The following is a 19,946-nucleotide window of genomic DNA, read 5'->3' on the forward strand; positions in this document are numbered from 1 at the left end:
CCCCATCCATGCCCCCGTGGCCGGCGGCGCCCCCGCCGGCCGCGGCGGTGCCCCCTCCCCCGCCCCCAGGTCCCATGACCCCGCCCCCGGCAGGGCCGCCCGTCTCCGGCGGCGCCACGCCGGGATGGTCGGCTCCCGCCCTGCCGGCCGGGTGGGGCAATCCGCCCCCTCCCGGAGGGAGCCCGTCGGTGTCCGGCGGCGGGTCCCGGCGACCCCTGCTCGTGGTCGGCGCCCTGATGCTCGCCGTCGGGGTCGTCGCCGGGGCGCTGGTGGGCGCCGGCTTCGCCCACAACGACACCACGTCGCGCACCGCCAACATCCTGGTCAACGACCAGCCCTCCACCGCCAGCGGCGGCGGCGGTGACGCGGTGCGGGTCGCCCAGAGCCTCGGCCCCGCGGTGGGCACGATCATCGCCAAGCAGACCACCGCCACCACCGGCAGCGCCGCCCTCGGCAGCGGCGTGGTCATCGCCCACGACAGCACCAGCAGCTTCCTGATCACCAACAACCACGTCGTCGACGGCGCCAAGTCGCTCGACCTGGTGATGCCCGGCGGCAAGAACCTCAAGGCCACCGTGGTCGGCACCGACGCCTTCGACGACCTCGCGGTGATCTCGGTGCCCGACACCGGCCTGCCGCAGGCGGTGTTCGGCAAGTCGGCCGACCTCAAGGTGGGCCAGCAGGTGGTCGCCATCGGCAGCCCGCTGGGCAACGACGGCTCGGTCACGGTCGGCGTGGTCAGCGCCCTCCACCGCACCATCCAGGCGGGCTCGGGCACCTCGACCTCCGCCGAGACCCTCCAGGACGTGCTCCAGACCGACGCCTCCATCAACCCCGGGAACAGCGGCGGCCCGCTCGCCGACATGCAGGGGCGGATCATCGGCATCAACGTCGCCGTCGCCGGGAACACCAGCCGCATCGGCTTCAGCATCCCCAGCGACGTCGCCCAGAACGTCGCCCAGGCGCTGATCGCCCACCAGGCGGTGAAGCATCCCTTCCTGGGGATCTCCTACCTCACCGCGATCGACGCCACCGAGAGCGGGCAGCCGTACACCGGGCCCGGGGTGCTGGTCACCAAGGTGGTCGACGGCACCCCCGCCGCGAGCGCGGGCTTCCACACCGGCGACGTGCTGATGGCGGTGAACGGCAGCACCATCGACAACGGCCAGACCCTCGGCGGTCTGATCCAGCAGTATCACGTGGGCGACTCGGTGACCTTCACGGTGCGCCGCGGGAACGACACGATGAAGCTGCAGGCGACCCTGACCGAGCGCCCCAAGGGCCAGTAACCAGCCAGTGTCACGGACCACCGGGGCGGCGGGCAGCCCGCCGCCCCGGTGCGGTTCGGCCAACCCCTGTACGATGCGGCGGTGACCCTCCTCCCCCGCCTCGACCTCCGCAACGTCGCCATCATCGCCCACGTCGACCACGGCAAGACCACGCTGGTCGACTCGATGCTCAAGCAGTCGCGCGTCTTCGCCGCCCACGAGCAGATCGGCACGCTGATCATGGACAGCAACGACCTCGAGCGCGAGAAGGGCATCACCATCCTCGCGAAGAACACCTCGGTGCGCTACAAGGGGGTGAAGCTGAACATCATCGACACCCCCGGGCACGCCGACTTCGGCGGCGAGGTCGAGCGGGTGCTGGGCATGGCCGACGGCTGCCTGCTGCTCGTCGACGCCGCCGAGGGACCGATGCCGCAGACCCGGGTGGTGCTCCGCCAGGCGCTGGCCCTGGGGCTGCGCCCGATCATCGTCGTCAACAAGCTGGATCGCGCCAACGCGCGGCCCGACGAGGCGGTCGAGGCCACCCACGACCTGCTCCTCGAGCTCGCCACCGACGCCGCCCAGCTCGACGCGCCGGTGATCTACACCAACGGGCGGGAGGGCACCGCCACCGCCGATCTGCGCATCCCCGGGGTCACCCTCGAGCCGCTCTTCGACGCGATGCTCGAGCACGTGCCCCCGCCCCGGGGCGACGCCGAGGGCCCGCTGCAGATGCTGGTCTCGGCGCTCGACCACGACACCTACCAGGGACGTCTCGCCATCGGCAGGGTCCACCGGGGACGGCTCCGGGTGGGCCAGTCGGTGGTGGTCTGCAGCGCCGACGGCACCGGCCCGCGGCTGCGCATCGCCGGCCTGCTCGCGGTCGAGGCGCTGGAGCGGCTGCCCGTCGAGGAGGCCGCGGCGGGCGAGATCGTACTCGTCACCGGGCTGGCCGAGGCGGCGATCGGCGACACCGTGGCCGACGCCGACGCGCCCGAGGCGCTGCCCCGTCTCGAGGTCGGCGAGCCGACCCTGCGGATGCAGTTCAGCGTCAACCAGTCGCCCTTCGCCGGCCGCGAGGCGACCGTCAGCAGCACCTCGCGGCAGCTGCGGGCCCGGCTCGCCCGCGAGCTGCAGACCAACGTGGCGCTGCGCGTCGCCGACGGGGTCACCGCCGACGTCTTCGAGGTGAGCGGCCGCGGCGAGCTGCACCTCGCGGTGCTCATCGAGACGATGCGGCGCGAGGGCTACGAGTTCGAGGTCTCACGCCCGCAGGTGATCACCCGCGAGGAGGACGGACACAGCCTCGAGCCGGTCGAGGAGTGCGTCATCGACACCCACCAGGACCACGTCGGCGCGGTCACCGAGGCGCTGGGCAACCGCGGCGCGCAGCTGCAGTCGATGCGCACCGACGCCGGCGGCGGGGTGCGGGTCACCTACCACGCGCCCACCCGCGCGCTGATCGGGCTGCGCAGCAGCATCCTCACCCTCACCCGCGGAACCGGGGTGATGGCCACCCGGGTGCTCGGCTGGGAGCGCTGGCGACAGCTGCCGCGCACGGTGCGCAACGGCGTCCTCACCGCCAGCCAGGACGGCATGGCGGTCGCCTACGGCCTGCTCTCGCTGCAGGAGCGCGGCACCCCGTTCATCGAGCCGACGACGCCGGTCTACGAGGGCATGATCGTGGGGCTCAACCGCCGCCCCGGCGACCTCGCCGTCAACGTCACCAAGCAGAAGCAGAAGACCAACATCCGCAGCTCGAACGAGGACATGACCGTCAAGCTGGTGCCGCCGCGGCGGATGTCCCTCGAGGAGTCGCTCGACTTCCTGGAGGACGACGAGCTCGTCGAGGTGACCCCGGCGAACCTGCGGCTGCGCAAGCGGGTGCTCAACGCCGACCAGCGGATCCAGATGCGCAAGCGCGAGCTGGCGAGGACCTGAGCGCACCGCTCGCCGGCGGCGGCGCGGTGACGCTGCGCCGCCGCACCCCGTGACCTGGTTCGCTCAGGAGGGGACCTGCTTGCGCAGCAGGTCGAGCACCTGGTTCTGACCCTCGAGGATGCCGAGCTGCTGCCTGCTCAGCTCGTGCAGCGCGATCAGGGTCTGGTGGTCGGCGAGGGCACGGGCGTCGGCGGTGCGCTGCGCCAGGTTGGCGCTCACCTGCAGCGAGATCATGATCGACAGCTGGGGCAGGTTGAGGATGGTGAGCAGCAGCGGCCAGGGAGTCCTGTCGAAGCCGACGATGTTCCCCGCGAAGAGCCACACCACGATGCCGACGGTGACGCCGACGAACACCCACATCGAGCCGACGATGACGTTGACGACGTTGGCGGTGCGGTCGAGGAAGCCGGTGCCCCGGTGATGCTTCGACAGCTCCAGGCGTGGCCTGTGGAGAGCCGGGGCGGCGCGCACCTCGGCGTCGACGGCGGCGTGCTTCGGAGTGATCTGCGGCGGATCGGTGGTGGTCATGACGGCCCCTCCTCTGAGCTCACTCGAAGGCCTCGACGCAGCGCACCCCGCCGTCGCCGGCCACCGCCGAGTGCTCGACCCCGGCGGGGATGCGGATGCCCTCACCGGTGGCCAGCGGCAGGCCGTCGAAGCTGATCGTCCCCTCGACCACGAAGAGACGCTTGGGACGGGGATGGCGGTGACGACCGAACACCGCCCCGCCCCCCGCCGACCACGGCGAGGGGTGCAGACCGGCGGCGCGCAGCGTCTGCTCCGGCGCCGGCGAGGCCTCGAGGCGCTCGATCACCCGGGGGAATGTACAGCACCCACCCGGCGGCCGCCCTCAGGCCAGGGCGGCGTCCACCTTGGCGGCCAGGATGAAGTCGTTGCGGGTGAGCCCCTTCACCGCGTGGGTGGTGAGCTCGATCTCCAGCCGGCCCCAGCCCACCCCCATGTCGGGATGGTGCCCCTCGCCCTCGGCGATCAGCGCCACCCGGGTGGCGGTGGCGAAGGCGGCGGCGAAGTCACGGAAGCGCAGCCGCCGCCGCAGCCGGACCTCACCGTCGACCTCCCACTCCGAGGAGAGCTGCCCGTACAGCTCCTGGAGCTCCGGCCCGGTCACCGTCGGGGTCGAGCCGGTGCAGGCCTCGCAGTGCTCCCTGGCGAGCGGCATTACTCGAAGAGGTCGGGCTGCTCGCGGGTGATGCGGTCCCAGATCGGCTGGAACGAGAACCATCCCGCGATCCGCGACCCCACCTGCGAGGCGGTCAGCTCGGCGGAGGCCTCATCGATGAGCACCGGCGACCCCGCCGCCTCGGCGAGCAGCTGGGCCTGGCAGGAGCGCTCCATGGTGAGGAACCACCAGGCCGCCTCGTCCACCGACTGGCCGACGGTCAGCAGGCCGTGGTTGCGGAGGATCACCGCCTTGCGGCTTCCCAGCGCCGTGCTGATCCGCCGCCCCTCCTCGAGGTCGAGGACCACGCCGGTGTAGTCGTCGAAGAGGGCATGATCGCCGTAGAAGGCGCAGGCGTCCTGGGTGATGGGGTCGAGCAGCCGGCCCAGCGACGACCACGACTTCCCATACAGGGAGTGGGCATGGGCGGCGGCGATCACGTCGGGACGGGCCCTGTGGACCTGGGAGTGGATCGCGAAGGCGGCGGCGTTGACCGCCCGGCCACCCTCGACCACCTCGCCCCTGTCGTTGACGAGGAGCAGGTCGGAGACCCTGATCTGGCCGAAGTGCATCCCGAAGGGATTCACCCAGAAGTGATCGGTCAGCTCCGGATCGCGAGCCGTGATGTGCCCCGCCACCCCCTCGTCGAAGCCGCACTTCGAGAACATCCGGAAGGCCGCGGCGAGCCGCTGCTTGCGATGCAGGCGCTCCTCCTCGACCGACGCGAACGACGGGGGCGTGGGGATGGTCAGCTCCCGACGGAGCGCTTGTGCCATGTCTCGACCTCCGGAGGGCGCTGCGACGTCTCCAGTGTACGGCCGCAGCCGCGAGCGACGGCCTCGGCGGCCGCGCCCCGGTGACCCGGCGGCGCTCCTGGTGGGGCTGGGGATGGGAGGACGCCGCCGTCGCCGGCGACGAGCTCGACCGGCTCGCCGGCATGCTCGCCGCCGTCCTCGGCGACCCCGGGCGGCCGCGGGAGGCCCCCGACCCCGAGGCGCTGGGCCTGCCGCCGCCGCGGATCGCCGTGCCCGCAGCCCTCGCCGGCCTCGCCGACGGCACCGACCGGGCCCGGGCGGTGCACAGCCACGGCCAGTCGTTCCTCGACGTGGTGGCGATGCTCGAGGGCGACCTCGACGCCGCCTGCGACTGGGTGCTGCGCCCCGGCGACGAGGGCGAGGTGGCCGCGGTCCTGGAGTGGTGCACCGCCGCCGGGGTCGCCGCGATCCCGTACGGTGGGGGCACCAGCGTCGTCGGCGGGGTCACCCCCCGGGTCGGCGACGCCTACGCCGGAGCGGTGAGCGTCGACCTCACCGGCCTCGACCGGGTGCTCGACGTCGACACCGTGTCGCGGGCGGCACGGGTCCAGGCGGGGGTGCTGGGCCCGGCGCTCGAGGAGGCGCTCCGCCCCCTGGGCCTGACCATGCGCCACCAGCCCCAGTCGTACGAGTTCGCCTCGGTCGGCGGCTGGCTGGCGACCCGGTCGGCAGGCCACCACTCCACCCTGCACACCCACGTCGACGACCGGGTCGAGGGGATGCGGGCGGTGACCCCGCGGGGGACGCTGGAGACGAGGCGGCTGCCCGCATCGGGCGCGGGGCCCAGCCCCGACCGCCTCCTGCTCGGCTCCGAGGGGGCGCTGGCGGTGATCACCGAGGCGTGGCTGCGGCTGGTCGAGCGCCCCCGCTTCCGCGCCCGGGCCACGGTCCGCTTCCCCGACATGCCCGGCGGCTCCGCCGCGGCCATGGCGCTGGGCCGGAGCGGGCTGCTCCCCGCCAGCTGCCGGCTGATCGACGCCACCGAGGCGATGATCAACCGGGTGGGCGACGGCTCCGCCTGCCTGCTGATGCTCGGCTTCGAGTCCGCCGACCATCCCGTGGACGCCGCCCTCGCCCGCGGCCTGGAGCTCTGCGCCGACGCGGGCGGGGTCGCGGAGGCGGTGCGGGAGGAGTCCGGCGCCGGGACCGGGGATGCGTGGCGGTCGGCCTTCGTGCGGCTGCCCTACGTGCGCGACGCGGTCGCACGGCTGGGGCACATCGTGGAGACCTTCGAGACCGCGGTGACCTGGGACCGCTTCGAGGAGCTCTGGCGGGCGGTGTCGGAGCGCGCCGGCGCGGCGGTGGCGGAGGTGTGCGGGGCCGGGCTGGTCACCTGCCGGCTGACCCACGTCTATCCGGACGGGTGCGCCCCGTACTTCACCGTGATCGCTCGCAGCCGGCACGGCGACCAGCGGGCGCAGTGGGCCGCGGTCAAGGCGGCGGCGACCGAGGCCATCCTCGGCGCCGGCGGGACGATCACCCACCACCACGCGGTCGGCCGCGACCACCGCCCCTGGTACGACCGTCAGGTGCCGGCGCTGTTCGCCGAGGGGCTGGCCACGGTGAAGGCGGCGTGGGACCCGGCCTGGATCCTCAACCCGGGAGTGCTGGTGTGACCGGATGGGTGGCGGTTCCCGGCCGTTCCGCGGCCGCTCGCGCCGCGCTCTACAGCCCGAGGCCGGCCACGGGACTGGCCGCGAACCTCTCCGTCCCCAGGGCCAGCTGCAGGCCGGTGAACGCGGAGTGGGCATGGAGGTAGTCGAGCTCGTGGGCGAGGTCGCCGACACCGTTGCTGGCCGGTAGCGGGGCCAGCTGGAGGGTGCTGAGCACTCCGAGGGCACGTCCCTGGGCGTCGAGGTAGGCGCTCCCGGAGTCGCCGGGGATTCCCGGCGAGAGGGTCATGACCGCGTGGCTCCAGCCGCTGCCGCTGTCTCCGAGGCTGACGCCCCCCCGACGGTCACCGCGCCGCACCCGGGTTGACGCGACGATCACGGATATCTAATATCCGGATCATGAAGCTCTCCGATGGGGTGGAGTGGGGGATCCACTGCTGCACCGTCCTGGCCGCGCTGCCGGAGGGGACGGCGCTTCCGGCGGGCCGCCTCGCCGAGTTCCACGGGGTGCCCGCCGCCTACCTGGCCAAGCACCTCCAGGCGCTGAGCCGGGCGGGCATCGTGACCACCGAGCCGGGGCAGCGGGGCGGCTACCGGCTGGCGCGGCCGCCGGCCGAGATCAGCCTCTGGGACGTGGTCGCCGCCGTCGACGGCAGCGCTCCCGCATTCCGCTGCACCGAGATCCGCCGCCGCGGACCGGCGGCGCTCCCCGACCGTCAGTACACCCGCGCCTGCGGGATCGCCCGCGCGATGCAGCGCGCCGAGCAGGCATGGCGAGCCGAGCTCCAGGCCACCACCCTCGCCGACATCCTCGCCGACCTGGCGAGCAGCGTCCCGCCCCGGGCGGTCCAGAGGGCCGGGGCATGGTTCATGGAGGTGCTCCGATGAAGGTGTTCGTCGCCGGTGCCACCGGCGTCGCCGGCCGGCCCGCGGTGCGGCTGATGGTCGGGGCGGGGCACCGCGTGACCGCCGCCGCCCGCAGCGAGGAGAGGGCCGCGCTGCTGCGCTCGCTCGGCGCCACCGCGGTGATCGTCGACCTCTTCGATCCGGCCGCGGTGGGCACCGCGGTGGCCGGTCACGAGGCGGTGGTCAACCTTGCCACCCACATCCCGAGCATGGCGAGGGCGGCGCTGCCCGGCTCCTGGGGGGAGAACGACCGCATCCGCCGCGAGCTCTCGCGCAACCTGGTCGACGCCGCCCTCGCCGCCGGCGCCACCCGCTACGTGCAGGAGTCGGTGGCGTTCTTCTACCGCGACCTCGGCGACGGGTGGATCGACGAGGACACCGCTCTCGACCTCCCCGCGTACGCGAGCAGCACCGCCGACGCCGAGGCGTCGGCGCGGCGCTTCACCGACGCGGGCGGCGCCGGCGTGGTGCTGCGCTTCGGCATGTTCTACGGCGCCGACAGCGGCCACATGACCGCCGACATGGTGCGGCTGGCGCGGCGGGGAGTGACGCCGTTCATGGGCCCGAGCGGGTTCGTCTCCTCGATCCACACCGACGACGCCGGCGCGGCGGTGGTGGCCGCGCTGGGGATGCCCGCCGGCGTCTACAACGTCGTCGACGACGACCCGGTTCGCCGCGCCGAGTTCGTCGCCACCATGGCGGGCGCCCTCGGCATCCGCACCCCGCGGATGGCGCCGCGGGCGGCGGCCACCGTGCTCGGCTCGCGGGGCGCGGTGATGATCCGTTCGCAGCGGGTCTCGAACCGCCGCTTTCGGGAGGCCTCCGGCTGGGCGCCGCGGCGGCCCAGCGTGCGCGAGGGGTGGCCCGAGGTCGCGGCCGCCGTCGAGCAGGCCCCGGCCGCCTCACCCCGGCGGCGGGCCGTCCGGGGCCTGCTCGGGGGGCTCTCGGTGCTGGCGCCACTGGTGGTGCTGGTGCTCGCCCGGAGCGGGGATCAGCAGAGGCGGAGCGCGCCGCAGAGCGCGGACAGCCGGGCGGGCAGACCGTCGGGTGGCGAGGGCGCCGGACCGGCGGTCGGCGGGGAGGCGGCGGGCGCCTGACCCGTCGCGGCGCGCGAGAGCGTCACCGGCGGGACCGCGGGGAGGAGGCGCGACCGCGGCGCGGTCGGGACCGACGGCGCCGCCGTCGCCGCGGCCAGGGGGAGTGACGGCAGCGGCGGGGGCGCGAGCGGCCCCGCCGCTGGCGCGGTGTCGAGGACGCTCTGCAGCGCCTCGGCGGCGATCCCCGCGGCCTCGGTGGTGATGTGGCGCTCGCCGCGGTAGAAGTCGTATCCGGCGGTCTCGCGGTACGGGTAGCCGGTGAGCGGGGTCCGGTGCTGCATCCGCAGCGCCACCCCGGTCATCTCCGCCTCGAGCCCGGCGTAGCGCCCTCCCTGCAGCGCGTTCGCCCGGTGCAGCGCGGTGAGCAGGGTGAGCTGGCGGACCTCCTTGTAGCTGCTGCTCACCTGCTGCGTGCCCAGGTCGAACTCGAAGAAGAAGCCGCCGGCGCCGGTGTCGTGGAGCCTGGTGGAGTTGGCGACCAGGCCGTCGAGCATCTGGGTGGCCAGGGCGGTGAGGACGGGGATCCCGGTGGCGTCGCCGGTGTCGAGCAGCGCCAGCACCTCGTCGGCCTGCTCACCCACCTTCGCCTCGCGGTCGGCGGGGACACCGCCGCACACGGTGTGGTTGAAGAGGTGGTAGGTGGTGTCGTAGGCCTGGGAGACCACGGTGAGCGCCTCGCGCATCCCCACCGCGACCCAGCCCGGATCGCCGAAGCGCATCCCCGCGTCGACCAGGGCGAGACCGCCCTCGAGGTCGTGGTCGACCCGGTAGCCGTCGGCGCACGCGGGCTGGTGGCCGGCGGCGGAGACATGGCCGTGCACCACCCCCGCGGCGGGGTCGACGATGCCGTTGAGGTGGCCGGCGAAGGCCTGGGCCCGCTGTGTCCAGAAGGCGTCGCCGGTGAGCCCGGCGAGCTGCAGGAACTGCCAGTACACCCAGCCCTTGTCCGAGGAGTAGTGGACGACCTTGGCCCGAAGCGGCGCGGTCAGCCGGGCCAGCGCCGCCGCCTGGGAGTGGTCGCCGGGGTGGCGTCGCTGGTACCAGACCATGTTCAGCACGTCGCGCAGGTCGGTGAGCTCGTCGCGGCGTGCCGGGCTGCCGTCGGGGAGGTTGGAGCGGGCCGGGTCGTCGACCGACCAGTTGATGAAGAGCCCGCCGGTCGCCGGGTTGAACCCGTGAGCGTCGATCTCGTCGAGGGTGGCCCGCACCGCCGCGTCGAGCGCCGGCGCCGCCGCCGAGACCGGCGCAGCCGCCGGGGCCATCGATGCCGCCATCGCCAGCAGCGCCATCACGATCAGCATCCGCAGCGCACCGCGCCGCGAGCGCAGCCGTCGCACCGTCACGACACCGTCCTCCTGCCGGACGTTCCCTTCCCTCCCGGCCGCAGCCGGTCGGCGCCCATTATGGGCGACCCGTCACGGCGGCGGGGGACGCCCCGGCGGGAGGCGGCGCACCTGCGGATCGCGTTAACAAAGTATGATGCTGAGGCTATACGGGAAGGTGCACAGAGGAGGGGGATCGTGGCCGTGCTCGAGGCGACCCGCACGGGCTCGCTGCCGGCCCCCCCGCAGCCGTGGCTGGACGACTTCCACGCCCCGTCCCACGAGTGGCGCCGGCTCTTCTCCGAGGTCCTCGGCACCTTCCTCCTGGTCCTGGTCGCCGCCGGGCCGGGGCCGGTCAGGAGCGCGACCGCGGCGACGATCGGCCGCACCGCGGAGGTGACGGCGCCGGCCCTCATGGTGATGGCGGTGATCCTGTTCATGGGGCGGGTCGGGGGCGCTCACCTCAACCCGACCGTCACCCTCGCCTTCGCCCTGCGGCGCGAGTTCCCCTGGAGGCGCGTCCCCGGGTACGTCGCCGGCCAGGCGGTGGGCGCGGTGCTCGCCTGCCTGGTGCTCTGGGCGCTCCTCGGCCACCGCGCCAGCCTCGGTGCGACCGTGCCCGGTCCGGGCATCACCGATGTCCAGGCGATGCTGATGGAGGCGATCCTCACCGCCGGGCTGATCAGCACCATCCTCGGCACCGCCTCCGGTGCGCAGAACGTCGGGCACCTCTCCGCCATCGCCGTCGGCGGGTACATCGCCCTCGCCGGGCTCTGGTCGAGCCCGGTCAGCGGCGCGTCGATGAACCCGGCGCGCTCGCTCGCGCCCGCGATCGTCCGGGGCGACCTGGGTCACACCTGGGTCTACCTGGCCGGCCCCCTGCTCGGGCTCGCCCTGGCGCTGGGGTGCGCGCTGATCCTGCGCGGACCCGGCGGTGACCCGGTGGCCGCCGGCGCCGCCCAGGGTGATCAGCCAGCCTGAACCTCGACCCCGGCGGCGGTCAGCGCGGTCACGGTGGCGGCCACCCCGGCCTCGCCGAGGCCGGCGCAGAGGCGCTGCAGCACCCGGGTGGCGAAGCCCAGGCGCGCCGCCGACATCGCGGTCTCGCGGACGCAGTACTCGGTGGCGATGCCGCAGACGTCGACGGCGTCGACCCCGTGGGCGCGCAGCACCGCATCGAGGCCGCGACCGTCCGCCGCGGTGCCCTCGAAGCCCGAGTAGGCGGCGGCGTGCTCGCCCTTGAGCACCTCGACGTCGGCGTCGACGCGGAGCCCGGGGTGGTACTCGGCACCGGTGCTGCCGGCCACGCAGTGCACCGGCCAGGTGCCGCGATAGTCGGGGTCGGCGCCGGCGGCGGCGAAGTGCCCGGCGGGGTCGACGTGCCAGTCCCGGGTGGTCACCACCAGCGCGTACCCGCCGCGGTGGGCGGCGACGTGGCCGGTGATCGCCGCCGCCGCGGCGGCCCCGCCGGGCACCGCCAGCGATCCCCCCTCGCAGAAGTCGTTCTGGACATCGACGACCAGAAGTGCACGGCTCACGTCACGCGATCCTCCCCCGCTGGGCGATGCCGCCCTCCTCGCCGAGGCTGGCGCGCAGCGCCAGCAGCCGGGGGCTGCGCCGCACCGGCCAGGGCTGGGGATCGTCGATCCGCCGCACCGCCGCGGGCAGCGACTCCCGCTCGGCGAGGCAGTGGGCGCGAACCAGGTCGAGCGGGGGCAGCGCGACGCAGGTGCGCCCCGCCTCCATCACCCGGCGGAGCAGCGGCCGGCCGGGAAGGCTCTCGTCGGCGAGGCCGACGACGTCGCCGTGACCGGGGTCGCGGAAGACCTGGTGGACGCCGGGGTCGGTGTGCTTGGCGGCGCTCAGCTTCATCACCGGCCGGTCGACCCCCGCCTCGCGCTGGGCCACCAGCTTGTAGACCCCGCCGAGCGAGGGCGCGTCGGCGGAGGTGCCGAGCATGGTCCCCACCCCGAAGGCGTCGACGGGCGCGCCGCCCCGCACCAGGGCCTCGATGCGGTACTCGTCGAGGTCGTTGGAGGCGATGATCCGGCACGACCGCATCCCCGCCGCGTCGAGCATCACCCGTGCCGTCGCCGCATGCTCGGCGAGGTCGCCGGAGTCGATCCGGATGCCGGCGAGGGACACCCCGGTCGCGATCGACGCGGCGATCGCGTTGGCCACGCCGCGCTCGGTGTCGTAGGTGTCGACGAGCAGCACCGCGAGCCCGGGGTACTCGCCGAGGAACGACTCGAAGGCGGCGCGCTCGCCCTCGGGCCCGAAGGCGAGGACGTAGTGGTGGGCCATGGTCCCGGTGGTGGGGATGCCGAGGCGCCGGCCCGCCACCGCCGTCGCCGTGCCCGCGGCGCCGGCGATGTAGGCCGCCCGGGCCACCCCGAGGGCGGCGTCGGGGCCGTGGAGGCGGCGCAGCGAGAAATCCCACACCGGCCGGCCGGCGGCGGCGTCGACGATCCGCGCCGCCTTGCTGGCGATCATCGTCTGGTGGTTGACGATGGCGAGCAGCGCCGACTCGGCCAGGGTGGCCTCGACCCGCGGGGCGGTGACCCGCAGCAGCGGCACCTCGGCGCCGACCACGGTGCCCTCGGCGATCGCCTCCACCCGGCCGGTGAAGCCGAGCTCCGAGAGATGCTCGAGGAAGTCGTCCCCGTAGATGCCCTGCCGGGCCATCCACTCCAGCTCGACGGGCTCGAAGCGCAGCCCCTCGAGGTAGGCGAGCGCCTGCTCGAGGCCGGCGGCCACCAGGTAGCCGCGGTGGCGGGGGAGGCTGCGGACGAACAGCTCGAAGGTCGCCTCGCCGTTCAGGCCGGCGTGGAGGAACGCCTGCGCCATGGTGAGCTCGTACTGGTCGCAGTGCAGCCCGTAGCCGGCGTCGGACAGGGGCAGCGGCCGGGTCTCGGTCACAGGCGCTCCCCAGCGGGAGGGACGTTCAGCGCAGAGGCTATCACCCGTCCCCGGCCGGGACGTCTCAGCCGGAGACCATCACGGTCACGGTGAAGCGGCCGGCATTTCCGGTGCAACGCATCGCCTCGCCGCAGCTGGTGCGATGTGCGGACACCACCGCCCGCCCCGGGCGCAGCGCCTGGTACCTCGCGGTCACGGTGCCGCAGCCACCGCCCGGGACGCAGCTGCCGGGCCGGTCCGGCGCGTACACGGGGTCGCCCGCGGAGCGCAGCACCGAGGCGTCGGAGGGCGGGTCGTACTGCCAGTAGGTCGAGTGCAGCACCACCGTGAGGGTGCCGCCGGTGCGCAGCGACACGGTTCCACCATCGTCAGCCTCGCCGGCGACGCGGGAGGCGGGCGGCGGGCTCGGGCGGTCGACCGGGGCGGCGGTCGCGGCGGCGGTGGACCCCGGCGCCGCCGGCCCCGAGGGCGTGACCGTGGCCACCGGGGAGGGCGACCGGGTCGCGGCCGCGGGGGAGACGGTGCCGCACCCACCGAGCAGGACGGCGGCGGCGACGGCGGCGAGGCCGGCGGCGGCGGGGCGGGGGCGGGGACGGCGCATGAGGGTGCTCTCTCCTCTGGTCCGGATCTGCGATGCCAAGGACGCGGGTGGGGCCCCCCGGGTTCCCACCGCCGCGCTCAGCTCCGGCCCCCCGCCCCGGCGCGGATCGCCGCCGGCGTGCGCGAGCGCCGCGGGCTCCAGGCGGGGCGGCGCTCGACGAACTCGTAGAGCATCGCGGGGCGGCCCGGCACCCCCTTGACCACCACCCCGGTGCTCCGCACCAGCCCCGACTGCTCCAGCTCGCGGCGGAAGTTCGAGGCCTCGTGGGTCACCCCCGAGATCGCGTCGTAGAGGCGGCGCGCCTGGGGCATGGTGAAGCGCTCGGGGAGCAGGCCGACGGCGATGTTCGAGTACCAGAGCTTGCCGCGGAGCCGCTCGGTGCCCTCGGCGATCATCGCGCCGTGGTCGAAGGCGACCTCGGGGAGGTCGTCGACGGGGAACCACCGGGCGGTGGTGGCGCCCTCGTGGAGCACCACCGCGTCGATGAGGGCGAGGTAGGAGATCGAGACGATCCAGCCCCGGGGGTCGCGGCTGGGGTCCCCGTAGGTGTGCAGCTGCTCGAGGTAGACCGCGCCCACCCCGGTCTTCTCGGTGAGCTTGCGCTGGGCGGTCTGCTCGGGCAGCTCGTCGTCGTTCATGAAGCCGCCGGGGAGCGCCCAGCGCTCCTGCTGCGGCGGCTCCTCCCGGCGCACCAGCAGGACGTGGAGGCGGCCGCTCAGGGGTGCGAGGATCACCGGATCGGCGGTGAGCGCCGCGGGGGCGGCGAAGCCCGCGGAGTTGACCGCGGTGAGCCTCGGCATGGCACCGCTGAGGCTAGCAGCAGCGACGATCCTGCATGCTGGCGGGGTGCCCGGCGCCGAGCTCGCCCTCCCCGCTCCGCTCGACGTGCCCACCTCGCTCGAGGTCTTCCGCCGCTGGGGCGACGACCTCGTCGACCGCTGGGACGGGCAGGTCCTGGTCCGCACCCTGCGCAGCGGCGGCGAGCCGGTCGCCTGGAGCGCGGTGTCCGCCGGCGACACCCGGTCGCCGCGGCTGCGGGTGAGCGTCGACGACCCCGCCCACCTGGAGGCGGCGGTGGCGGCCGGGCACGCCCTCTTCGTCACCGCGCCGGAGGCGTTCGAGAGCCTCCGTGCCAGCGATCACGCGGTGGCGGCGGCGGAGGCGCGCCATCCGGGTGTCCGCGGCGTCCGCGAGCCCGACCTGCTCACCGCGCTGGTGCGGTTCATCAGCGCCCAGCAGGTCAACCTGCGCTGGGCGGCCACCACCCGCGCCCGGCTGGTGCGCGCCGTCGGGGTGGCGCGCAGCGCCGGCGGCCGCGAGGTCTGGGCCCTCGACCCCCAGCGGCTCGCCGAGACCGACCCCGGCGAGCTCCGCGCGATGCAGTTCACCACCCGCAAGGCGGAGTACATCGTCGGCGTCGCCGCCGAGGTGTGCGCCGGCCGCCTCGACCTCGCGGAGCTCGGCGGCTGCGCCGACGACGAGGTCATCGCGCGGCTGATGGCGGTGCGCGGCCTCGGCCGGTGGACCGCCGAGTGGGTGCTCGCGCGCACCCTGGGCCGCCCCCGGGTGGTCGCCGGCGACCTCGGCGTGCGCAAGGCGGTGGGCGCCGCGTACCTGGGCGGGCGCATGCCCTCCGAGGCCGACGTGCGGGCGCTCACGGCCCACTGGGGCGCAGCGGCGGCGGTGGCCCAGGCGGTGCTGCTCCACACCCTGGTGGGCCCGGTCCCGCCGCTGTAGCGCCGCGCGGGACCGCCGCCCAGAATGGGGCGATGCCCGGTTGCGGGCGGCGCGCCGCCCTGGCCTCGACCCTGCTCCTCCTCGCCGGCTGCGGGTCCCCGCAGGCCGCCGCCGGCCGGGCCGCCGGGAGCGCCGGGAGCACCACCACCGCCAGGCCGGCGCTCGCCGCCGGGCCGGCGTGGACCACCTACCACGGCGACGCCGCCCGCTCCGGGGTGGACGCCACCTCGCCGCCGATGGGGTCGCCGCGGGTGCTCTGGCGCTCCGCCGCCCTCGACGGCGACGTCCAGGCCGAGCCGCTGCTGGTCGACGGCCACGTCATCGTCGCCACCGAGGGCGACTCGCTCTACTCGCTCGACGCCGGCAGCGGCGCGGTGGCCTGGCGGGTGCGGCTGGGCACTCCGGTGCCGCGCTCGATGCTGCCCTGCGGCAACATCTTCCCGCTCGGCATCACCGGCACCCCGGTCGTCGACCGCGCCGCCGGGCTGGTCTACGCAGTGGCCGAGTCCATCCCCGGCACCCACACCCTGGTCGCCGTCGAGCTCGCCACCGGCCGGGAGCGCTGGCGGCGCGGGGTCGACCCGCCGGGGATGAGCCCGATCACCCAGCAGCAGCGCGCCGCCCTCGCCCTCGACGCCGGCCGGGTGGTGGTCGCCTTCGGAGGGCTGCTCGGCGACTGCGGCGCCTACCACGGCTGGGTGGTGGCGGTGGCCACCGACGGCGGCGGCCCGCTCCTCGACTTCCGGGTGCCGGGCACCCGCGAGGGCGGCATCTGGGCGCCCCCGGGACCGGTGGTCGACCCCGACGGGACCCTGCTCGTGGCCACCGGGAACAGCGAGGCGGTGGCCACCCTCGACGGCGGCGACTCGGTGCTCCGGCTCTCGCCCGACCTGCGCCAGCTCGACCAGTGGGCGCCCGCCGACTGGCGGGTGCTCAACACCACCGACACCGACGTCGGCTCGATCAGCCCGGCGGAGGTGGGCGGAGGCCTGCTCTTCCAGGGGGGCAAGTCGGGCCGCGGCTCGCTGCTCCGGGCCGGCCACCTCGGCGGCGAGGGCGGGGAGGCCTTCGCCGCCGAGGTCTGCCCGGGCGGGTCGTACGGCGGCACCGCCCTCGCCGCCCCGTCCCTGTACGTGCCCTGCGTCCAGGGGCTGCGAGCGCTGCGAATCGGCCCCGGCGCGACCTTCTCCGTGACCTGGACCGGGCCCGCCACCGGGTCCCCGATCCTGGCCGGCGGGGTGGTCTGGGCGACCGCCTCCGGCCAGGGCGTCCTGCTCGCGCTCGACCCCGCGAGCGGCGCCGAGCGCGCCCGCGTCGAGGTCGGACCGACCCTCCGCTTCGCCACCCCGGCGAGCCTGGGAGGGACGCTGGTGGTGGCCTCCGGGGCCTCGATCGTCGCCGTCACGGGGGTCTGACCCTCCCCGGGCGGACCTTGACGGACCCGGCCCCGGACGGCTTGAATGACCCGCTCCGAGAGGAAGCCCGCCGTGCGGGGAAGCGGGTGATCTGGTTGCTCTTCACCACCGTCGACTTTGCCGTCTTCTTCACCACCGTCCTGGCGCTGAGCTGGCTGGTCCCGGCCTTCGGCACCCGCTGGAAGCTGCTCGTCCTGCTCGCCAGCTATGTCTTCTACAGCTGGTGGGACTGGCGTTTCTGCGGGCTCCTCGCAGCCTCGACCGCGGCCAACCAGGCTGCCGCCGAGGCGATCGCGCGCAGCCGCTCGGCGGCGCGGCGGCGCACCCTGCTCGGCCTCGCCGTGGCCTCCGGGCTGGTCACCCTCGGGTTCTTCAAGTACGCCGGCTTCTTCGCCAGCTCGCTGGAGAACGCCCTCGGCCACCTCGGCATCGGGGCCCCGCTCCCGCTGCTCCAGGTGGTGCTCCCGGTGGGCATCTCGTTCTTCACGTTCCAGGCGATCAGCTACGTGGTCGACGTGTACCGGTCAACCATCGAGCCCGCCTCGCGCCTCGACTTCGCCGTGTACCTCGCGTTCTTCCCCCACGTGGTGGCCGGGCCGATCGTCCGCGCCCGGGAGTTCATCCCCCAGCTCCGGCGCGACCCGGCCGAGCCCCGGGTGGACGGCGCCCGCGCGCTCAGCCTGATCCTCGGCGGGCTCTTCAAGAAGATGGTGCTGGCCGGCTTCCTCGCCACCGCGGTGGTCGACCCGGTCTTCGCCGCCCCGGGGGCGCACTCGCGGCTCGAGGTGCTCGCCGCCGTCTACGGCTACGCGGTGCAGATCTGGGCCGACTTCAGCGGCTACACCGACATCGCCATCGGCTGCGCGCTGCTGATGGGCATCCGCTTCCCCGCCAACTTCAACGCCCCCTACACCGCCACCAGCCTGCAGGACTTCTGGCACCGCTGGCACATGACCCTCTCGCGGTGGCTGCGCGACTACCTCTACGTGCCCCTCGGCGGCTCCCGGGGGTCGCGGCTGTTCACCGCCCGCAACCTGATGCTCACCATGGTGCTCGGCGGCCTCTGGCACGGCGCCGCCTGGACCTTCGTGGTCTGGGGTGGCATCCACGGCGCCTTCCTGGTCGCCGAGCGGCGGCTGCGCGGCCGCGGACCGGACCTCGACCCCGCCACCGGCCGCCTGCTCGGCCGCCTGCTCACCTTCCACGTCGTCTGCCTGGCCTGGATCTTCTTCCGCGCCGAGTCGCTGGGCACCGCGATGGGCCTGCTCGGCCGGCTGGTCAGCGGGGGCGGCCCCGCCACCCTGGTCACCTTCCCGGTGGTGCTCGCGATCGGGCTCGGCATCGCCAGCCAGTACCTGCCCTCGGGGGTGATGGGGCGCGCGGTGGCCCGCTTCTCGCGGCTGGCCCCGGCGCTGCAGGGCGCCGCCGTCGCCGCCGCCCTGGTCGGCATCGGCGTGCTCGGCCCCCAGGGCGTCGCTCCGTTCATCTACTACCGCTTCTGACGTGGAGGGGCGGAGGCTGATGCGACCCCGTCAGCTGCTGGTGGTGGCGCTCGTGGGCCTCGGCCTGGCGCTGCTGCTGAACGCCCGGAGCCTGGAGCGCAGCGCCGAGACCTCGCCGTTCGGGCTGCGCCGCAGCGTCGAGATCGCGATGCTCCGGCCGGTGGTGACGATCAGCGACCACCTCGCCCTCGACCGGCCCCGGGCGGCGCTCAGCGCCCTGCTGCACCGTCCCGACGACGGCGCCCCCGCCCCGCCCGACGCCACCGCCCTGCCCCCGGCGCTGCCGCCGGTGCGGGTGGCCTCGTCGGGCCTCCGGCTGCGGCTCCCCGCCAGCGGCCCGTCGCGGCCGGCCCCACCGCCGGGGCCGCCGGCGCACACCGCCGCCGATCCGCTCCGCCTGCTGGTCGGCGGCGACTCGGTCGCCGGCTTCCTCTGCTACGAGATGCAGGCGCTCGCCGAGCACGACCCGAGCCTGGTGGTGCGCACCCACTTCCAGATCTCCACCGGGCTCAGCCGTCCCGACTACTACGACTGGCCGGCGCATCTCGCCCAGGACACCGCCGCCTCCAACCCCGAGGTGGTGGTCTTCCTCGTCGGCGCCAACGACGACCAGCCGCTGCAGACCGCCGGCGGCGGCGTCGCCGACTTCGGCTCCCCCGCCTGGATCGCCGAGTACGGCCGCCGCGCCGGGGCGCTCATGGACCAGCTGCGCCGCGAGGGCCGCACCGTGGTCTGGGTGGGGCTGCCGGTGATGCGCGCCCCCGACTTCGCCGCCCGCATGGACGTGATCGACGACGCCGCCCGGCGCCAGGCGGTGCGCCGCCCCGGGGTGCTCTTCCTCGACAGCCGGCCGCTCTTCTCCGACGCCGGCGGAGGCTATGCCGCCTACCTGCCCGACGACTCCGGGGCGCTCACCCTGATGCGCGCCCCCGACGGCGTCCACCTCTCCCCGCAGGGCGGGATGCGGCTCGCCGAGGCGGTGCTGCACCTCGTCCACGACCATCCCGAGGGTGGCGGCTGGGCCCTCCCCCGGAGCGGCCGGGCGCGCTGATCAGTCGTAGTCGCCGCCCTCGAGGGCGGCACGCAGGGTATGGACCAGCCGGACCCGCGCCGGGGCGGGATCGTCCTCGGCGTAGGCGATCCGGCGCCAGCCCCGGGCCGCGGGCGGCGACACCGCGCCGGTGGCGTGGAGCACGACGATCTCCCGCTCCAGCGCCTCGCCGCAACCGAGCGCGAAGGCCACCGCGGGGTCGATGCCGCCGAGGTCGGCGACCAGCAGCGAGGCCTCGCGGACCGCCTCGACCACCGCCTCGGGGGTGGTGAGCTCGGCGGCGCGCCGGCAGCGCACGGGCAGGTGCTCGGCGACGATGGCGCAGGCCTCCTCGACGAGGCGGGCGACCGCCTCGGAGCCGGCCGGCCGGCGCGGCAGGGCGATCAGCACCCGGCTCTCGATCGCCGGCACCGCCTCCGCGGACGTCACGCCCCACGCTGTGGTGTTGCTCACGAGCCCTCGTGTCGCCCGGCCGAGTTATTTATTCCGACGCGAACGTAGATGATACGGGCGGCGGGGGTCAAGCGCGAACCCGACATTCCTTCACCAGATCTTCACGGATGCGGCGGAATACTCGCC

At 74.9% G+C, this 19,946-nt stretch carries 21 protein-coding genes; 10 read left to right on the plus strand and 11 right to left on the minus strand.

Features of this window, described 5'->3' with window-relative positions; genetic code table 11:
- The first annotated feature begins 188 nt into the window (after nt 1-188).
- Together VGL20_09565 and typA are read left to right on the plus strand one after the other, a co-directional pair.
- The gene (locus tag VGL20_09565; protein HEY2703925.1) at nt 189-1,289 is read left to right on the plus strand and encodes a trypsin-like peptidase domain-containing protein; all 1,101 of its coding nucleotides are present in this window, start codon (nt 189-191) and stop codon (nt 1,287-1,289) included.
- 81 nt (nt 1,290-1,370) lie between these two features.
- Nucleotides 1,371-3,209 carry a translational GTPase TypA gene (gene typA / locus VGL20_09570; protein HEY2703926.1) on the plus strand — a complete coding sequence of 613 codons (1,839 nt, stop codon included), beginning with the start codon at nt 1,371-1,373 and terminating at the stop codon, nt 3,207-3,209.
- Nucleotides 3,210-3,272: 63 nt separating this feature from the next.
- Here the strand turns inward: typA and VGL20_09575 are convergent, their stop codons facing one another.
- Genes VGL20_09575 through VGL20_09590 form a run of 4 tightly spaced genes read right to left on the minus strand, consistent with a single transcriptional unit; the run spans nt 3,273 to nt 5,165 of the window.
- Complete coding sequence (locus VGL20_09575; protein HEY2703927.1) at nt 3,273-3,737, minus strand: hypothetical protein; 465 nt, start codon at nt 3,735-3,737, stop codon at nt 3,273-3,275.
- A 19-nt stretch (nt 3,738-3,756) separates the two neighbouring features.
- Entirely contained in the window at nt 3,757-4,023 is a 267-nt protein-coding gene (locus tag VGL20_09580) for a cupin (protein HEY2703928.1), read from the minus strand.
- A 36-nt stretch (nt 4,024-4,059) separates the two neighbouring features.
- The gene (locus VGL20_09585; GenBank protein ID HEY2703929.1) at nt 4,060-4,389 is read right to left on the minus strand and encodes a 4a-hydroxytetrahydrobiopterin dehydratase; all 330 of its coding nucleotides are present in this window, start codon (nt 4,387-4,389) and stop codon (nt 4,060-4,062) included.
- Nucleotides 4,389-5,165 carry a class II aldolase/adducin family protein gene (locus tag VGL20_09590; protein HEY2703930.1) on the minus strand — a complete coding sequence of 259 codons (777 nt, stop codon included), beginning with the start codon at nt 5,163-5,165 and terminating at the stop codon, nt 4,389-4,391. The genes VGL20_09585 and VGL20_09590 overlap by 1 nt, the downstream gene beginning before the upstream one ends.
- A gap of 80 nt (nt 5,166-5,245) precedes the next feature.
- Between VGL20_09590 and VGL20_09595 the strand changes: the two genes are divergently transcribed.
- Nucleotides 5,246-6,820 carry an FAD-binding oxidoreductase gene (locus VGL20_09595; protein ID HEY2703931.1) on the plus strand — a complete coding sequence of 525 codons (1,575 nt, stop codon included), beginning with the start codon at nt 5,246-5,248 and terminating at the stop codon, nt 6,818-6,820.
- A gap of 49 nt (nt 6,821-6,869) precedes the next feature.
- Here the strand turns inward: VGL20_09595 and VGL20_09600 are convergent, their stop codons facing one another.
- Entirely contained in the window at nt 6,870-7,196 is a 327-nt protein-coding gene (locus tag VGL20_09600; GenBank protein HEY2703932.1) for a hypothetical protein, read from the minus strand.
- A 20-nt stretch (nt 7,197-7,216) separates the two neighbouring features.
- Here VGL20_09600 and VGL20_09605 point away from each other — a divergent pair, with 20 nt between their 5' ends.
- Together VGL20_09605 and VGL20_09610 are read left to right on the plus strand one after the other, a co-directional pair.
- Complete coding sequence (locus tag VGL20_09605; protein HEY2703933.1) at nt 7,217-7,705, plus strand: Rrf2 family transcriptional regulator; 489 nt, start codon at nt 7,217-7,219, stop codon at nt 7,703-7,705.
- Nucleotides 7,702-8,820, plus strand: a complete 1,119-nt coding sequence (locus VGL20_09610) for an NAD(P)-dependent oxidoreductase (GenBank protein HEY2703934.1) — start codon at nt 7,702-7,704, stop codon at nt 8,818-8,820. Before VGL20_09605 ends, VGL20_09610 begins: the two co-directional genes overlap by 4 nt.
- Here VGL20_09610 and VGL20_09615 read toward each other — a convergent pair.
- Entirely contained in the window at nt 8,715-10,163 is a 1,449-nt protein-coding gene (locus VGL20_09615) for a hypothetical protein (GenBank protein HEY2703935.1), read from the minus strand. The genes VGL20_09610 and VGL20_09615 overlap by 106 nt on opposite strands.
- Nucleotides 10,164-10,340: 177 nt before the next feature.
- Here VGL20_09615 and VGL20_09620 point away from each other — a divergent pair, with 177 nt between their 5' ends.
- On the plus strand, nt 10,341-11,123 hold the full coding sequence (locus VGL20_09620; GenBank protein ID HEY2703936.1) for an aquaporin: 783 nt from the start codon (nt 10,341-10,343) through the stop codon (nt 11,121-11,123).
- On the opposite strand, the gene VGL20_09625 is transcribed toward VGL20_09620, so the two are convergent.
- The 4 genes from VGL20_09625 to VGL20_09640 all read right to left on the minus strand — a co-directional run bounded on the left by VGL20_09625 (nt 11,111) and on the right by VGL20_09640 (nt 14,462).
- Entirely contained in the window at nt 11,111-11,680 is a 570-nt protein-coding gene (locus VGL20_09625) for an isochorismatase family protein (GenBank protein ID HEY2703937.1), read from the minus strand. The genes VGL20_09620 and VGL20_09625 overlap by 13 nt on opposite strands.
- A gap of 1 nt (nt 11,681) precedes the next feature.
- Nucleotides 11,682-13,061: a nicotinate phosphoribosyltransferase gene (locus VGL20_09630; GenBank protein ID HEY2703938.1), complete on the minus strand. Its 1,380-nt coding sequence runs from the start codon at nt 13,059-13,061 to the stop codon at nt 11,682-11,684.
- A gap of 64 nt (nt 13,062-13,125) precedes the next feature.
- Nucleotides 13,126-13,662: a hypothetical protein gene (locus VGL20_09635; GenBank protein HEY2703939.1), complete on the minus strand. Its 537-nt coding sequence runs from the start codon at nt 13,660-13,662 to the stop codon at nt 13,126-13,128.
- 77 nt (nt 13,663-13,739) lie between these two features.
- On the minus strand, nt 13,740-14,462 hold the full coding sequence (locus tag VGL20_09640; GenBank protein ID HEY2703940.1) for an NUDIX domain-containing protein: 723 nt from the start codon (nt 14,460-14,462) through the stop codon (nt 13,740-13,742).
- A gap of 46 nt (nt 14,463-14,508) precedes the next feature.
- Here VGL20_09640 and VGL20_09645 point away from each other — a divergent pair, with 46 nt between their 5' ends.
- The 4 genes from VGL20_09645 (at nt 14,509) to VGL20_09660 (ending at nt 19,367) form a co-directional block, all read left to right on the plus strand.
- Complete coding sequence (locus VGL20_09645) at nt 14,509-15,399, plus strand: hypothetical protein (protein HEY2703941.1); 891 nt, start codon at nt 14,509-14,511, stop codon at nt 15,397-15,399.
- A gap of 32 nt (nt 15,400-15,431) precedes the next feature.
- Nucleotides 15,432-16,814: a PQQ-binding-like beta-propeller repeat protein gene (locus VGL20_09650; protein ID HEY2703942.1), complete on the plus strand. Its 1,383-nt coding sequence runs from the start codon at nt 15,432-15,434 to the stop codon at nt 16,812-16,814.
- A gap of 86 nt (nt 16,815-16,900) precedes the next feature.
- On the plus strand, nt 16,901-18,316 hold the full coding sequence (locus tag VGL20_09655) for an MBOAT family protein (GenBank protein HEY2703943.1): 1,416 nt from the start codon (nt 16,901-16,903) through the stop codon (nt 18,314-18,316).
- A gap of 19 nt (nt 18,317-18,335) precedes the next feature.
- Nucleotides 18,336-19,367: a DUF459 domain-containing protein gene (locus VGL20_09660; protein HEY2703944.1), complete on the plus strand. Its 1,032-nt coding sequence runs from the start codon at nt 18,336-18,338 to the stop codon at nt 19,365-19,367.
- Here VGL20_09660 and VGL20_09665 read toward each other — a convergent pair whose 3' ends face one another.
- Nucleotides 19,368-19,820: a hypothetical protein gene (locus VGL20_09665; GenBank protein HEY2703945.1), complete on the minus strand. Its 453-nt coding sequence runs from the start codon at nt 19,818-19,820 to the stop codon at nt 19,368-19,370. It abuts the gene before it with no gap.
- Between the last annotated feature and the right edge of the window lie 126 nt (nt 19,821-19,946).

This window comes from Candidatus Dormiibacterota bacterium (genome assembly GCA_036495095.1).
GTDB lineage: Bacteria > Chloroflexota > Dormibacteria > Aeolococcales > Aeolococcaceae > CF-96.

Coding starts and splice junctions, on each gene's coding strand:
- VGL20_09575 (HEY2703927.1), bottom strand. CDS start 3,737: ATGACCACCACCGATCCGCCGCAGATCACTCCGAAGCACGCCGCCGTC.
- VGL20_09585 (HEY2703929.1), bottom strand. CDS start 4,389: ATGCCGCTCGCCAGGGAGCACTGCGAGGCCTGCACCGGCTCGACCCCG.
- VGL20_09590 (HEY2703930.1), bottom strand. CDS start 5,165: ATGGCACAAGCGCTCCGTCGGGAGCTGACCATCCCCACGCCCCCGTCG.
- VGL20_09605 (HEY2703933.1), top strand. CDS start 7,217: ATGAAGCTCTCCGATGGGGTGGAGTGGGGGATCCACTGCTGCACCGTC.
- VGL20_09610 (HEY2703934.1), top strand. CDS start 7,702: ATGAAGGTGTTCGTCGCCGGTGCCACCGGCGTCGCCGGCCGGCCCGCG.
- VGL20_09635 (HEY2703939.1), bottom strand. CDS start 13,662: ATGCGCCGTCCCCGCCCCCGCCCCGCCGCCGCCGGCCTCGCCGCCGTC.
- VGL20_09640 (HEY2703940.1), bottom strand. CDS start 14,462: ATGCCGAGGCTCACCGCGGTCAACTCCGCGGGCTTCGCCGCCCCCGCG.
- VGL20_09650 (HEY2703942.1), top strand. CDS start 15,432: ATGCCCGGTTGCGGGCGGCGCGCCGCCCTGGCCTCGACCCTGCTCCTC.
- VGL20_09660 (HEY2703944.1), top strand. CDS start 18,336: ATGCGACCCCGTCAGCTGCTGGTGGTGGCGCTCGTGGGCCTCGGCCTG.